This is a genomic window from Wolbachia endosymbiont (group B) of Hofmannophila pseudospretella, assembly GCF_964028515.1.
Lineage (GTDB): Bacteria > Pseudomonadota > Alphaproteobacteria > Rickettsiales > Anaplasmataceae > Wolbachia.
On the sequence record NZ_OZ034788.1, the window covers coordinates 1,248,638 to 1,263,265 of the forward strand.

At 35.3% G+C, this 14,628-nt stretch carries 13 protein-coding genes; 8 read left to right on the plus strand and 5 right to left on the minus strand.

The annotated features are described in order from the left end of the window. The first annotated feature begins 78 nt into the window (after positions 1-78). The gene (locus ABWU24_RS06070; protein WP_341815805.1) at positions 79-954 is read left to right on the plus strand and encodes a P44/Msp2 family outer membrane protein; all 876 of its coding nucleotides are present in this window, start codon (positions 79-81) and stop codon (positions 952-954) included. A gap of 183 nt (positions 955-1,137) precedes the next feature. Here the strand turns inward: ABWU24_RS06070 and topA are convergent, their stop codons facing one another. Continuing rightward, positions 1,138-3,588, minus strand: a complete 2,451-nt coding sequence (topA, locus tag ABWU24_RS06075; RefSeq protein WP_341815806.1) for a type I DNA topoisomerase — start codon at positions 3,586-3,588, stop codon at positions 1,138-1,140. Between the two features lie 425 nt (positions 3,589-4,013). After that, positions 4,014-4,178, minus strand: coding sequence for a hypothetical protein (locus ABWU24_RS06080; protein WP_158673912.1), 165 nt, complete (start codon positions 4,176-4,178; stop codon positions 4,014-4,016). A 146-nt stretch (positions 4,179-4,324) separates the two neighbouring features. Between ABWU24_RS06080 and ABWU24_RS06085 the strand changes: the two genes are divergently transcribed. Continuing rightward, complete coding sequence (locus tag ABWU24_RS06085; RefSeq protein WP_341815807.1) at positions 4,325-5,596, plus strand: MFS transporter; 1,272 nt, start codon at positions 4,325-4,327, stop codon at positions 5,594-5,596. A 66-nt stretch (positions 5,597-5,662) separates the two neighbouring features. Next, a complete protein-coding gene (gene radA, locus ABWU24_RS06090) occupies positions 5,663-7,006 on the plus strand; it encodes a DNA repair protein RadA (RefSeq protein ID WP_341815808.1) in 1,344 nt (447 codons plus the stop codon). A 1,016-nt stretch (positions 7,007-8,022) separates the two neighbouring features. Here radA and ftsY read toward each other — a convergent pair. Then, positions 8,023-8,934: a signal recognition particle-docking protein FtsY gene (ftsY, locus tag ABWU24_RS06095; RefSeq protein WP_015588559.1), complete on the minus strand. Its 912-nt coding sequence runs from the start codon at positions 8,932-8,934 to the stop codon at positions 8,023-8,025. A gap of 175 nt (positions 8,935-9,109) precedes the next feature. Here ftsY and iscU point away from each other — a divergent pair, with 175 nt between their 5' ends. From iscU to ABWU24_RS06115, 4 genes are read left to right on the plus strand one after another with little or no spacing between them, the layout of a single operon-like run. Continuing rightward, positions 9,110-9,493 (plus strand): Fe-S cluster assembly scaffold IscU, encoded by a 384-nt coding sequence (gene iscU / locus ABWU24_RS06100; protein ID WP_006012607.1) that lies wholly within the window; start codon positions 9,110-9,112, stop codon positions 9,491-9,493. Between the two features lie 5 nt (positions 9,494-9,498). Further along, entirely contained in the window at positions 9,499-9,885 is a 387-nt protein-coding gene (locus tag ABWU24_RS06105) for a HesB/IscA family protein (RefSeq protein ID WP_006012614.1), read from the plus strand. Beyond that, the gene (locus ABWU24_RS06110; protein WP_015588560.1) at positions 9,878-10,336 is read left to right on the plus strand and encodes an iron-sulfur cluster co-chaperone HscB C-terminal domain-containing protein; all 459 of its coding nucleotides are present in this window, start codon (positions 9,878-9,880) and stop codon (positions 10,334-10,336) included. Before ABWU24_RS06105 ends, ABWU24_RS06110 begins: the two co-directional genes overlap by 8 nt. After that, complete coding sequence (locus ABWU24_RS06115; protein WP_341815809.1) at positions 10,314-12,248, plus strand: Hsp70 family protein; 1,935 nt, start codon at positions 10,314-10,316, stop codon at positions 12,246-12,248. Before ABWU24_RS06110 ends, ABWU24_RS06115 begins: the two co-directional genes overlap by 23 nt. A 3-nt stretch (positions 12,249-12,251) precedes the next feature. Here ABWU24_RS06115 and lepB read toward each other — a convergent pair whose 3' ends face one another. Next, the gene (gene lepB, locus ABWU24_RS06120; protein ID WP_341815810.1) at positions 12,252-13,037 is read right to left on the minus strand and encodes a signal peptidase I; all 786 of its coding nucleotides are present in this window, start codon (positions 13,035-13,037) and stop codon (positions 12,252-12,254) included. A gap of 199 nt (positions 13,038-13,236) precedes the next feature. Between lepB and ABWU24_RS06125 the strand changes: the two genes are divergently transcribed. Continuing rightward, positions 13,237-13,587 carry a TrbC/VirB2 family protein gene (locus ABWU24_RS06125; RefSeq protein ID WP_341815811.1) on the plus strand — a complete coding sequence of 117 codons (351 nt, stop codon included), beginning with the start codon at positions 13,237-13,239 and terminating at the stop codon, positions 13,585-13,587. Positions 13,588-13,592: 5 nt separating this feature from the next. Here the strand turns inward: ABWU24_RS06125 and ABWU24_RS06130 are convergent, their stop codons facing one another. Next, positions 13,593-14,591: a pyruvate dehydrogenase complex E1 component subunit beta gene (locus tag ABWU24_RS06130; protein ID WP_135352844.1), complete on the minus strand. Its 999-nt coding sequence runs from the start codon at positions 14,589-14,591 to the stop codon at positions 13,593-13,595. Positions 14,592-14,628: the final 37 nt, after the last annotated feature.

The following is a 14,628-nucleotide window of genomic DNA, read 5'->3' on the forward strand; positions in this document are numbered from 1 at the left end:
AAAATAATTAGTTTTTTCATATTAAATCATTTTTAATTAATTAGTACTAGATTAGCTATTTTAACTAGAGGAATAGTCATGATGAGTAAAAAAACATTAGCAGTTACAGCACTTGCTTTATTGTTGTCACAACAATCTTTTGCAAGTGAAACAGAAGGATTTTACTTTGGTGGTGGATATTATGGTCAATATTTGAACTTGGGTAAGTTGAAAGCAAAAATTGGAGGCAAAGATGCTACAGATGATCACCGTGTATCTATAAATGACATAGACGCTCAGAGAACAGAAGGTCAGTTAATAAGTAAGTATAAAGGAGATTATAACCCACCTTTTGCTGCAAATGTAACGTTTGGGTACACAGGAGAACTAGGCAATAATAGCTATAGAGCTGAATTGGAAGGGATGTACTCTTCTGTAAAAGTAGATAATGTTGGTTTATCAAGCAATCAAGTAACTGTTTCGTATCTAAAAGAGGATGCTAATAAAAAAACTTATATGTATAAAGCTGTAATTAATCATGACCAAGTAGAAAACGCATCTGTAATGGCAAATGTTTATCATTATTGGAAAAGTGATAGTTTCTCTTTTTCTCCTTACGTTGGTATTGGAGTTGGTGGAACAAGAATGACAATGTTTGAAAAATCGTCAATAAGACCTGCAGGTCAATTGAAAGCTGGCTTTGATTATCGTATAAACGAAGATATAAATATGCACGTCGGATATAGAGGTTTTGGTGTTCTTGGTAGTAATGTTGATTTTGAAGCAGAGGTGTTAGGAGAAATGAAAGAAAAGCAACCGGCAAACCCAGATGGAAAAAAGATATTAGAATTGAAGAAAGATCAAAAACCATCGGAGCAGAATTTACACAAAGAAAGTATCAGTATAGGCAATCAAGTGTTTCACACACACGGTATAGAAGCTGGTCTTACTTTTCATTTTGCCAGCAAAGCTTAACTCTGATAGAGACATTTTCCTGGTAGCACGTCTGCGTCACACGACTGTAGCTGCTAACCAGGTGACAACTTTCTCGTTATCTGAATATTTTCTTTCTTGTAATTCAGGCTCTTTTTTCTCAGTTCCAGCGTGTAGGGCTGGAACAACAATAAAGAACATATAAAGAATGGTTATGCAAGAAGTCTACTTTTTATTCTTAATTAACTCTAAAGCCTTCTTCAGATCTATACTTTCAATATCTGCATTCTTGCCCAAAGCAACGTTTGTTTTACCGCATTTTATATAGAATCCGTACCTACCGTTGCAGATAAAAACTTCTTTTCCCTTTTCATTAAAACCAAGAGATTTTAGCTCTTTGCGTGGGCTGCTCTCAATAATTTGTATAGCTTCGTTTAATTGTGTGTCTAATACCTCCTTAGAGCTTTTTTTAAGAGAAAAGTATCGATCATCATAGAGAATATAGTACCCAAATCGTCCAAGACCTATTTTTACTTCCTTTCCAGTTTCAGGGTGCTCTCCGATTATTTTCGGCAGGGAAAGTAATCGAGTGGCGGTATTTAGATCAATATCATTAACATTTATATCTTTTGGTACAGAAATCTTTTTTTTCTTTTCTGACTCACTATTAAACTCCAGATAAAGTCCAAAAGGACCTTTTTTGATCATTACCTCTTGGCCTGTCACATCATCTATACCCAAACTTTTTGGATATTCTGAATTGTCATTACTGCCCGTAATTTCTTTTGTATGATTGCATGCAGGATAGTTAGAACATCCAAGAAACACACCGGCTTTTCCAAAATTTAATTTCAATATACCACCAGAGCAATTAGGACATTTTTTACCTATTTCTTCCTTTCCTTCCTCTGAGCAAAACCAATTGACTACCAAATCATGAATACCACTAAAAATCTCATCATGTGTCATTTGCTTAACAGAATTTACATGATTAAAAAATGGCACCCAAAAATAGCCTAGTTCTTTTTTCCAATCTGCACGTCCATTTGAGATTGAATCAAGCCTTTCTTCCATTTGTGCTGTAAAGTCATACTCTACACAACGCTGAAAAAAAGTTTCCAAAAATATAGTCACGATCTTACCGCGGCTGCTTGGAATAAATCTTTTGTTATCCAATGAAACATATTCACGATCTTGTAATACCGAAATAATTGTTGCATAAGTTGATGGGCGACCTATACCGACTTCTTCCATTTTTTTTACTATACTCGCTTCACTATAACGAGGTGGCGGTTGAGTAAAGTGCTGTTTCGGATCAACAGAAATCAACTTGCACGCTTCCTCTTCCTTCATGGCAGGTAGCAGGCCTTCATTTTCGGCTTCTATGTTATCTTGATAGACTTTATAAAAACCATCAAAGAATATACTTGATCCACTTGCTCGCAGAATCACTTTCTGGTCAATAGAACTAATTCCAACTACCACTTGATCAAGAATCGCCGATTCCATTTGACTTGCAATGGTTCTTTTCCAGATTAAATCGTACAATTTAAATTGCTCTGGCGTTAAGTAATCCTTAATACTACCCGGCGTTCTATTAATATCAGTTGGACGAATTGCCTCATGTGCTTCCTGGGCATTTTTGACCTTTTTTACATACTTACGAGGAGACTGCGGTAAATATTTATCACCATATAATGACTTAATTGATCCCCTGATTGAGTTTATAGCCTCATCTGCAATATGAAACCCATCTGTACGCATGTAAGTTATCAACCCTACGGTTTCACCACCAATATTGATACCTTCATATAAATTTTGCGCTACTCGCATAACATTTTTCACATTAAAATACAGTTTATTCACTGCATCTTGCTGAAGACTTGAGGTGATAAATGGAGGAAGCGGGTTTCTCTTAACTTGCTTGCGTTCTACTGTGCTTACAGCATACTGCCTTGACTCGATCTCCCTGACTAAGTTCTTTGCCTCTTCTTCATTCTTAATATCAAATTTTTCTAGCTTTTTATTGTCATAGTGGCTTAGCATAGCAAAAAAAGCCTCATCTTTGCTATTTTGCATTTCTGCCTTTATGTTCCAATACTCCTGTGTTATAAACTTACTGATTTCATTTTCTCGTTCGCATATAAGCTTTAATGCAACAGACTGCACTCGCCCTGCAGATTTGCTTCCCGACAATTTTGTCCACAGCAGCGGTGATAAGCTAAATCCAACTAGATAATCCAAAGCTCTGCGTGCTTGCTGTGCACGCACTAAGTCCATATTAATTTCACGTGGATTTTTTATAGCTTCTTGCACTGCTCTTTTTGTTATTTCGTTAAAGACTACTCTATGAATGTTGCTTTCATCATTGATTGCTTTTCTTTCCTTTAGTGCCTCTATCACATTCCAAGCTATTGCTTCTCCTTCTCTGTCTGGATCTGTTGCAAGGTATATATCTGATGTTTTACTAGCTTCCTTGACTAACTCTTTTACATACTTTTCTGCTTTTTCAATAATCTCATACTTCATGGCAAAGTCATTATCAGGATCAACAGAACCATTCTTCGCTGGTAGATCTCTGACGTGGCCAAAGGATGCAGCCACTTTGAATTCTTTACTCAAATATTTACCTATCGTCTTTGCCTTTGCTGGTGACTCAACTATCAATAATGCCATAATTATTAGTACTTAAAGGTAATATGTTGAAATATATAGAATAAAAAGTAAAAAAATATTTTAATGGTCTTTCCAATTTTTCTAAGTAATTGTTTTAATGTTAGCAAAAAAACTAATGAAAGAGCCTACTTTACAAATTTTCCCAACTCCCTTACCATAAGGATAACGCTATACTATTTATCTTCGTCTGTGCAGATTAAATGACAAAAGCATAACGCAGTTGTCGTCTTATTTTTAATTTTTTGCACTATGTGCATCTTATTTCTTTACAAAACTTCCAGTTTTTTAACCATATAAGCTGAAACGGGCTGTTTAAGACAGGCCAATTTTCAGGAGTCACAACTAGCTAATAGGGGGTTTCTTTTGTCTTTTTTCTACTTGGTAAATTTCTTGATATTTGTAGCTAAAGTAATTTAAGAGAGGTGTCATCCCAGTGCTCCGACACTGGGATCCATTTTTCCATCATCAGAAACGTTGATTACTTTTATACTCGTAAATTTAACTGGATCCCAGTGTCGGAGCACTGGGATGACAAGAAAAGGAGTACTGGAATGATAAGAAGGACATTCCACCATGTCATTCCAGCGCATGACCAGATTTTCTTATTTGATCCCAGACTGGCTGATTATGCAAGTTCCAATTTTAATAATATTTACATATAAGCCATACGCTTGAGTTGCAAAGTTCTAAAAAGCAGCCAAAATAAAAATAAGTAGACATTTATAAATTAAACTAAGTGTACAATCAACAAACAAGAGTATTGATTGCAACAATACTCTGTAGAATCGCAATATGGTATGACCATATGCTCTTTATTGATCTGGTTAATATAATTAGTAGAGAATTTTGTTATGCAAAAGATATCTACTACAGCATATTGCAATTGTTTGGAATTGCAGGACTGGGTGCAATGGTAAGACCACTTGGTGCATCTGTATTTGGTCACATTGGTGATAGGTATGGAAGGAGAATGGCGTTAACGATTGCTATCTTGCTAATATCGATTCCTTCTAGTCTCGTTGCGTTTATTCCAAGTTATAGCAAAATAGGGATAACCTCTACTATGTTGCTTCTTACAATCCATCTGATACAAGGGGTTGCACTTGGCGCTGAGCAAGGAGGTAGCTCTGTTTATCTCATAGAGCATTTACCTAATAAGAAAAAACTAGGAATGTTTTTTGGAATAATAAGTTTTGGTCGCTCCATTGGCATATTGCTCTCTGTGGTTGCAGTGATCATTTGTAAAAAAACCACTGATTTTAACGCTTGGGGTTGGAGGCTGCCGTTTATTTTTTCAGCCATTTTAGGATTAATAAGCGCATATAGTATATATACACTAGGAGAAACTCCAGTGTATGAAAAAAATCGAGAACAAAGAAATTCACCTAATTTACCAATAATAGAGCTTATAAAACGCTATAAGAGAGCCCTGATGCTTGCCATTTTAATATCTGTACCTGTTAATGTTGCTGTTGGATTTACCATATTTCTTAGAACAATTGCAAAAGAAATAGTGTCGGTTGAGACTTATGTCACAACGTATGTCAACGAAGTTGTACTCATTATAACCAGTATATTAATGCCGATATCTTCAATAGTGCTTGGAATTTTAGCTGATAAAACAGGAAGAGAACGTACTGCAATCTTATTTATAGTGATCACAACGGTAATATGTTGTCCTATGTTATCTATTGCATATTACTATAAAAGCTACCTCATAATTATGTTGAGTGTGATGGCTCTTTCTATAATCGAGAGGGGTATTAATCCTATAGGGATAGTTACTGCTGAGCTTTTTCCTACTAATGTTAGATTTAGTGGTGTTAGCTTATCACGCAACATCTCTTTTGCCTTGCATGGAGGATTTACTCCTATGATATGCACTTGGTTTACTATAATGTTTCCTAAAATAGACTTTGCTGCTGGGCTTTATGTAATTTTTTGCTTATTAGTCAGCTTAGTAGCAATATTGCAAATAAAACCACAAGATAAAAAGTGTGATTGGTAATTTTCTCTATTTAAATTTATTTCACTTATTTAGCTAATTTTTATTACAATTATAATTTTGGCTTTTATGAAAACTGCATACGTATGTCAATTCTGCGGTCATAGCACTGGAAGGTGGGTAGGAAGGTGTATTGCATGTGACAGTTGGGATACGGTTGTCGAAGAAATAGTACTAAAAACAGAAACGAGAAGTACATCTGCACCAATTTCAATAAAAGCGTTATCAGATAGTGAAATTATTACCCCCGATCGTTTTTTAACAGGAATAGAAGAGTTAGATAGAGTTTTTGGTGGAGGTATCGTTCAAGGTGCTAGCATTTTAATTGGTGGTGAACCTGGAATTGGAAAATCTACTCTTTTGCTTAGGATTGCAGCTAATGTTGTACAACTTTCCTCTTTTGAATGTCTTTATGTATCTGGCGAGGAATCTTTAGAGCAAGTGAGCCTCAGAGCAAAGCGTCTTAAGATAAATGAACCTAAAATTAAGCTTTTATCTACAGTATCTTTAACTGATGTAGTAGCAACAATAAGGAAAAATAAAAGTATTAAGTTCTTGATAATTGATTCTATACAAACTATGTATGATAGCAAAGTCACATCAGCACCAGGAACTGTAACTCAAGTCCGCACCTGCGCTCATGAATTGACTGTTCTTGCAAAGCAATATGGTGTTTCTCTCTTAATAGTTGGCCATATAACGAAAGATGGACAAATAGCGGGACCTAAAACCCTGGAGCATATGGTAGATACAGTACTATATTTTGAGGGTGAAAATAGTAATCAATATCGCATTTTACGTACTATTAAAAATAGATTTGGCCCTGCAAATGAAATTGGTGTTTTTGAGATGTCTAAAGCAGGACTCATGCCTGTTGATAATCCATCATCATTATTCTTGACCGTACATGATAGAGAAGTAGTTGGCAGCGCCGTATTTGCAGGAGTTGAAGGCTCAAGACCAATCTTAATGGAAGTGCAAGCATTAATAGCAAGGACTAATATGGCAACTCCAAGAAGAGCAGTAGTTGGTTGGGATATTAATAGATTAGCTATGATCATCGCGGTTCTAAGTGCTCGTTGTAAAATGTTTTTGCATGATAAAGAAGTATACCTAAACATTGCGGGAGGACTCAAAATACAGGAACCATCAGCTGACCTTGCTGTTGCTGCTTCCCTTATTTCAAGTTTAGTAAATTTACCGCTACCAACTTCTTCAATAATCTGCGGTGAAGTTGCACTTTCAGGAGAAATTAGGAATGTTTCGCATGCTGATCTCAGGCTAAGGGAAGCACAAAAATTAGGATTCAAAAAAGCAATTATGCCTAAAAATGGCAATTATTCTTCTCATGATATTGAAATAATTAAGCTTGGTCATATAAAAGAGTTAAAAGAGGTCTTCAATCATAGTTAAATATTATCTACATGAACATTTTGCTTGTGAGCAGGATGTCTTCCATAATGTCATTCAAGTAGCTGACATAGGCTTCTTTTTTTCTGGATTCCAGTGTCAAGCACTGGAATGACACTATCATACCTGCTTGAAATATGGGTGTCATTCAAATTGTCCTCCGTTGTCATGCCAGTGCCCAGACACTGGCATCCAGTCTTTTCGTCATCAAAAACATTGTAAAGTGTTTAGCTGGATTCCAGTTTCACGCACTGACCATTTGCTGTTTTTACTCATAACTACCTTGTCTGGACGAATACGAAAACAAGTAGCTAATTATCGCATAAAAAAAAGAAGATGTAGAATATCTTCTTTTTTGTGATTAAAGATACATTAAATCTTGATTGTGTATTTCCTCTGCTATAAGCAATAATTTTTCGCTCTCATCATAGAGACTTTTTGCGCTAGCTGCTAATTTCTCACTAATTTGTGGTAGACATTGTCATAATATACTCCTTAAATTTTTAAAATATATTTATGTTGGTATACAAGTATCAATATTACATTAATATAATAACTTTTTAGGCATGAGTGACAAGCTGAAGTGGTTTTTAATTACTCAAAAAACAGAAACGTTTCTATTTCCTACACTTTCTAAAACCATAGGTACCAGTTGGTTTTTAGCTAAAGTAAAGGTCAAGTATCTGGAATTCTGAACATAAAATCCTCCTGTGTAAAAAAGAGTTAGAAAAAAAATGCAGTGCACATACGACAGATATACACTGAAGAATACATTTTTTAATAAGTTTGATTAAAAAGTCTGCAGACTAAAGATAGATTTTGAGCTCTTAAAATATCTCTATTTGTAATTATAATGAGATTGAAAATATGCGGAAGTGATTTTTATACGTTAGCTATCTATGACGATTCACCCAACCCAATAATCACTTGCAACCAGCGTCACATGCTGGAATGACAACATCTAAAAACGGCTTCTCATGATAATTAAGCTTAGTCATATGAGAAAATTAAAGAGATCTTCAATCACATTTAAACAGCGCTTCAGCAAACTCTTTGCCAGTAAATTCCCTCAGGTCTTCTATACTTTCACCAATTCCTATAGCGTGTAATTTCACCTTATAAGCTTCTGCAAGCCCAATCACTACTCCACCTTTTGCAGTACCATCTAGCTTTGTTACAATTAACCCGGTAACACCAACCATTTTACTAAAGGCCTCTAATTGGCTATAAGCATTTTGACCGGTAGTTGCATCAAGAACTAAAATAACATCATGAGGAGCAGTATCATCCAATTTCTTTATTGTTCTATGTATTTTTGACAGCTCTTGCATGAGATTTACATTGTTTTGTAGCCTTCCTGCTGTATCAATCAAAACAACATCAACGCTATCTTTTATCGCTTGATTTACAGCTCTATATGCCACACTTGCAGAATCGCTACCGTGCTCTCCAGTGACAATAGAGCAATCAGAACGTTCTGCCCAAATATTTAATTGCTCACTCGCAGCAGCTCTAAATGTATCGCATGCAACAAGCATAACGGATTTTCCCATCTCCTTATATTTATATGCGAGCTTGCCTATGGTTGTGGTTTTTCCATTACCATTCACTCCGCACACCATTATTATGTGTGGTTTTTTATTCAAAATGAGCGGCTGCACAACAGGGTTTAATATCGCTTCTATTTCGTTCATTAACTGCTGTGTGATAACGTTGTGCTCAACTTCTGATTCAAATTTGATACTTGCGAGCTTATCAATAAGCAGTCTAGAAGTTTTATGACCTATATCCATGCTAATCAGCAGCTCTTCCAGCTCATCTAAAAGCGACTGATCTAGTTTTTTTTTACCAGAAAAAATATTTTTTACTCCATCACTAAAACGAGAGGAGGTTTTTAATAGTCCTTGATAAAGATTACTGAATAAACTCAAGAAATACTCCTTCTAAAATTACCATATAAAGAATGACATGCACTATATGTATTTGTAAAGTAAATACACTTGTAACCATATATTTTGTGAGTAAAATGTACCGCTTGCTAGTGTATTTTACTTTAGTTTTTAACCTAAATATGTTATAATGTAAGTAATGGTTTACGGGTAATCTATGAGTTATAATGAGAAAATTTTAGATCATTACGAAAATCCAAGGAATGTTGGTTCTCTGGATAAAAATGATCCAAATGTTGGTACTGGTCTAGTTGGTGCACCATCATGCGGAGATGTAATGAAACTGCAAATAAAGGTCAACGATAAAGGTGTTATTGAAGACGCAAAATTTAAAACTTTTGGTTGTGGTTCTGCTATAGCTTCAAGTTCTTTGCTTACAGAAATGATCAAAGGAAAAACTATTGAGGATGTAACAAAGATAAAGAATACTCAAATAGTAGAAGAATTGTCTTTGCCGCCAGTAAAGATACACTGTTCAGTACTTGCTGAGGATGCTATAAAAGCTGCTATTCATGATTATCAAAATAAACAAAAACATTGAGGAATATGAGTGAATTTCAAGGAGTAAATTCTGTTAAAAAACCTATCACTCTAACTGCAAATGCAGTAGAGAGGGTAAGGTTTTTATTGGACAAAAAGAAGCATGCTAACCTTGAAGAAGCAATAGGAATAAGAGTTCTAATTAAGCAAAAAGGATGCTCTGGTTTAAAATATGATATTGAATATGCATATGATGTTCGTCCTTTGGAGTCGGTAATTGAAGAAAGCTGCAGTGATGATCAAAAAGTCAAGGTGCTGATCGATCCAAAATCTATCATGTTTATCCTTGGCTCTGAAATGGATTATGTAGAGGAAAAATTCTCATCAGGTTTTATTTTCAAAAATCCTAATGAGAAAGGAAAATGTGGTTGTGGAGAGAGTTTTCATGTCTAGCAACCATTTCACATTATTTGGAATTGAACCGGCTTTTAACATCAGCTTTGATGAGCTGGAGAAAAAATATATTGAGCTAAGCAAAACTGATATAAATGAAAGAGAGTCCAAAAATATGGAAAATATCAACAAAGCTTATCAGGTACTGAATTCACCGCTGAAGCGTGCCGAACATTTGTTGGATCTTTTTGACGTACAAAGCAAAAAAGAGCATCTTGATCCTGAAATATTAAATGAATCAATGGAAATAAGAGAATACTTTCTAGACTGCGATGATTTACAATTTGCAAGTAGGATGATTGATGAAAAGGTAAAAGATTGTACTAAAAACCTAATTAATGCTTTTGCTACAAAAAATTTTGATGAAGCTGCTACGCAAGTTTTTAGATTGAGATATTTATATAAGTCATTTGAGGAGATGAAGGAAAATGCAGCCAGTTCAAATTTCTGAACCAAGTTCAAATGAGGTAGTTTTTGGTATAGATCTTGGAACTACTAACTCTTTAATTGCCATGGTGAATAAAGCTGGCAATGTAGAAATATTTAAAGATGAGCAAGGTCGTGAACTATTACCTTCTGTCATTTCATATGAAAAGGATGTACTAAAAGTAGGCTACGATGTTGGCGAAAACGCTATCTGCTCTATAAAACGCTTAATGGGTAAAAGTGTTAAAGACTTGCATAAAGAAGGTATCAATTGTGAAATAGATAACGAAAGTGAAAAAGTTATTAGGGTAAAATGTTCAGAAGAAAAGTATCTCACTCCTATTGAGATCTCTGCTGAGATACTAAAAACTCTATGCAAGAGGGTAAAAAAATTCACAGGGATGAAAGTTAACAAAGCAGTGATTACTGTACCAGCTTATTTTGATGATTCAGCACGTAACGCAACCAAATATGCAGCAAAATTAGCTGGCATAGATGTTCTTCGCCTCATTAATGAACCAACCGCTGCAGCACTTTCTTACTCCATTGAAAAGAACAATAACAGTGGCATATATGCAGTTTATGACCTCGGTGGTGGAACATTTGACATTTCAATATTAAAATTACATCAAGGAGTGTTTCAAGTTCTTGCAGTTGGTGGTGATACTAAACTTGGTGGTGATGATTTTGATCATCTACTTAGTTTAATCGTGCTTGATAAGTATAGAAAAGAGGTATCAAGTGCAGAAGAGATGCTTAACACCCAGCTGCACGAATGTTGTACCAAGAAAGATGTCATCCCAGTGCCCCGACACTGGGATCCAGAAAATTTAATTGCAAATGAGCACACCTTGCAACCGCGTAATAAGAGCTGGATTCCAGTGTCAAGCACTGGAATGACACCATCTGATACAACTACCTACAAATTACAACATTCATACACTAAAACTGGTATCTGCAATATACGTGCTATAAAAGAGTACCTAAGTGAAGATACCTCTGGCACTTTTGAATTCAATATTAATGGTGAATTATTTGAGTGCAAAATTACCAAAGAAGAATTCGAGCAAGCAATCAGTCCTTTAGTTAATAAGACTATAAATATAGTTACTCGTACTATAAGCAACATAGATCTTAAAATCGATGATATAAAAGGGGTAATTTTAGTTGGTGGCACAACTAGAGTGCCATTAGTGCAAAATTCACTAATCAAACTCTTTGGCAATAAAGTGCTGAATGATGTGGATCCGGACAAAGCAGTTGCCAATGGGGCAGCTTTGCAGGCTCATTATTTAACTTCAAACTCAAAAGATAGGAATATTCTCCTTGATGTGCTGCCTTTATCACTTGGCATAGAAACTATGGGGGGAATAGTTGAAAAAATTATACCAAGAAATACACCACTACCAGTTTCAGAAATAAAAGAGTTTACAACTTACGCTAACGGGCAAACAGCAATGAAAATTCACGTTTGTCAAGGAGAACGTGAAATGATAAAAGATAATAAATCTCTAGCACGATTTGAACTCAAAGATATACCACAATTGCCTGCAGGTTCTGCAAAAGTTGAAATAGGATTTACAGTTAGCATTGATGGAATATTGACTGTCACTGCAAGAGAAAAAACTACTGGAGTCGAACAGACAGTTGAAATAAAGTCAAGCTCTGGCTTAAGTGAAGAAGATATTCAAGATATGGTTAATCAATCAGTAACCAACTTTGACGAAGATATGAAGGCTCGTTCCCTTGCAGAGGCTAAAATTCACGTTAACAAGCTCATACATCTAGTTGAAAATGTTTCCACTGAGCAAAAGTTGAAAATTTTATTACAGAACGCAAAGGAAGCTTTACAGGGAAATGACTTAGATAACATTAATAATGCTATCGCTGAGTTAGAAAATTCTGCTTTAGAATTATGCGAATCAGCAAACAGATAGAGTTTACATAACTTTGTGCAATACCCTGTCGAATCTCAGAGCAATAGGTAACCTAAAATCAAACGGCAACCAATCAACTTTGCCTAATTTAAACGATAAACCAACCATGCTTACGCGTCCAACTATATTTTCAGTTGGTATTAACCCAATTTCAGAAAACCTGCTATCAAAAGAATTATTTCTATTGTCTCCCATAACAAAAAATTGATCATCAGGCACATAATAAACTGGAGTATTGTATGATAACTTATTAGAAACATTATCTATTAGAATTTCATGCTCCTTGCTGCTTGGGAGTGTTTCGATGTATCTTGCTATATTACGCTTTGACTCATAATCAAAAAAATTTTCAATTTGTCTTCGCTTTACTTTCTGATCATTTAAATATAACTCCCCCTCTATCATTTGCACTTTATCGCCCGGTATTCCTATTACCCGCTTAACAAATCTAATGCTGTCATTTCTTGTAGGCTTGAAAACTATTATATCACCACGCTCCGGAGGGGTATAAAAGATTCTACCGCTAAAGATGTTTGGAGAAAATGGAAAAGAGTGTTTACTATAACCATATGAATATTTACTAGTAAAAATATAATCTCCCTCGAGTAGAGTGCTTTTCATTGAACCAGAAGGAATATGAAATGGCTCAAATAAAAAACTACGTATTGATAGCGCAATTAGTAGCAAAAAAAACAGTGAAGATAAAAACTTTCTCGTTCTTGCTATCCGGTTCTCTCTCAATTCTTTCAATTTTATTTTCTTTATAAATTTAAACTTATCATAACACATAAAAGTGGTAATGTGAAATTTTACTCATAGGTGTTATTGCTCTTTTTCAAAAGTCGAAATAAGCTCTCAAGTAATTGAAAGTGATTGACAACCAATAGACATCATTTGCTATGCAATATTGTATAAATCACAATGCTAGTTTTACTGAAAATTATACTATTTTAGATATAATTATAATATTTAAACTTAAGGTATAAGGATGAATCCTACAATTAGAAAAGCTTTTAGTACTTTTCTTATAATACTGTTTATTTCTTTTTCTCACACTGGAAGTGCTGATGCTGGTGCTGATACAACTGCTCAAGTAATATGTAATATTATTGGCTACGTTTGGGGAATAGGTGGACCGCTTATGACCGTAGTGATAATAGGAGCAGCTTTACTTGCAATATTTGGTAGAATGCCGTGGCCTGCTCTTTTTGCTCTTGGTGTATTTTGTGCTGTATTTTTCGGTGCTAAAACTATTGTTATAAAAGTAATGGGTGGTATAAACTCTACAGATACTTCTTTTTTGGAGAAGTGTGGAATGGAAGATAAAAAAAAGAATTAATGGGGCTATTTCTTTCTAAAGCAGACTTGGTGCACAGCTTCGACTATATCTTCTACTTGCGGTAATGCTTTCTTTTCTAGATTTGCAGCATAAGGCAAGGGAATGTCCTTGCCGGTTACACGTGCAACCGGAGCATCAAGATAGTCAAATCCTTGTTCCATAACCATGGCTGAGAGTTCTGCTCCTATTCCTGCAAATGGCCAACCCTCTTCTATGCTTACTAATCTATTGGTCTTCTTAATAGAGTTAATAACTGTTTCAGTGTCAAGTGGTCTTAAGGTTCTGAGGTCGATAACTTCAGCTTCTATTCCTTCACTAGAGAGTAAATCTGCTGCATTTAACGCATCCATTAGTTTCAATGAAAAAGCAGTGATAGTTACATCCTTTCCTTCCCGTATAACAGCAGCTTTGCCTATCTCAAGTAGATAATCTTTATTTGATAGCTCAGAATCAGGAATCTCATGTTCATGCCCATAAGCAATCTCGTTTTCTAGAAATATTACTGGATTAGGATCACGAATTGCAGCTTTAAGCAGACCTCTGCAATCAGAGGCAAAGTAAGGTGCTATTACTTTCAAACCTGGAACATGCGAATACCAAGATGCAAAGCACTGAGAATGTTGTGCGGCAACTCTTGCTGCAGCTCCATTTGGTCCACGAAACACTATAGGGCATCCAAGTTGTCCACCTGACATATAATTTGTTTTTGTTGCGGAATTCACAATTTGGTCAATAGCTTGCATAGAAAAATTAAAAGTCATAAACTCAACAATAGGTTTGAGCCCAGCAAACGCTGCTCCAACAGCAAGACCAGCAAATCCATGTTCGGTAATAGGTGTATCAACTACCCTATTTTCTCCGAACTCTTTCAGTAATCCTTTTGTTACTTTATAAGCACCATCATACTCTGCAACTTCTTCACCCATGATAAATACATCAGGGTCATTTTGCATTTCTTCTCTGATTGCCGTGCATAACGCTTCTCTTACACTTAAGCTTGCCATTTGTAAATCTGTAAATTTCAACTGAAATAACTATATC

Bases quoted from the DNA above. Each gene is read 5' to 3' on its own strand.
- ABWU24_RS06070 (WP_341815805.1), top strand. From the start codon at position 79: ATGATGAGTAAAAAAACATTAGCAGTTACAGCACTTGCTTTATTGTTG.
- topA (WP_341815806.1), bottom strand. From the start codon at position 3,588: ATGGCATTATTGATAGTTGAGTCACCAGCAAAGGCAAAGACGATAGGT.
- ABWU24_RS06080 (WP_158673912.1), bottom strand. From the start codon at position 4,178: ATGCGCTGGAATGACATGGTGGAATGTCCTTCTTATCATTCCAGTACT.
- radA (WP_341815808.1), top strand. From the start codon at position 5,663: ATGAAAACTGCATACGTATGTCAATTCTGCGGTCATAGCACTGGAAGG.
- iscU (WP_006012607.1), top strand. From the start codon at position 9,110: ATGAGTTATAATGAGAAAATTTTAGATCATTACGAAAATCCAAGGAAT.
- ABWU24_RS06105 (WP_006012614.1), top strand. From the start codon at position 9,499: ATGAGTGAATTTCAAGGAGTAAATTCTGTTAAAAAACCTATCACTCTA.
- ABWU24_RS06110 (WP_015588560.1), top strand. From the start codon at position 9,878: ATGTCTAGCAACCATTTCACATTATTTGGAATTGAACCGGCTTTTAAC.
- ABWU24_RS06115 (WP_341815809.1), top strand. From the start codon at position 10,314: ATGCAGCCAGTTCAAATTTCTGAACCAAGTTCAAATGAGGTAGTTTTT.
- lepB (WP_341815810.1), bottom strand. From the start codon at position 13,037: ATGTGTTATGATAAGTTTAAATTTATAAAGAAAATAAAATTGAAAGAA.
- ABWU24_RS06125 (WP_341815811.1), top strand. From the start codon at position 13,237: ATGAATCCTACAATTAGAAAAGCTTTTAGTACTTTTCTTATAATACTG.
- ABWU24_RS06130 (WP_135352844.1), bottom strand. From the start codon at position 14,591: ATGGCAAGCTTAAGTGTAAGAGAAGCGTTATGCACGGCAATCAGAGAA.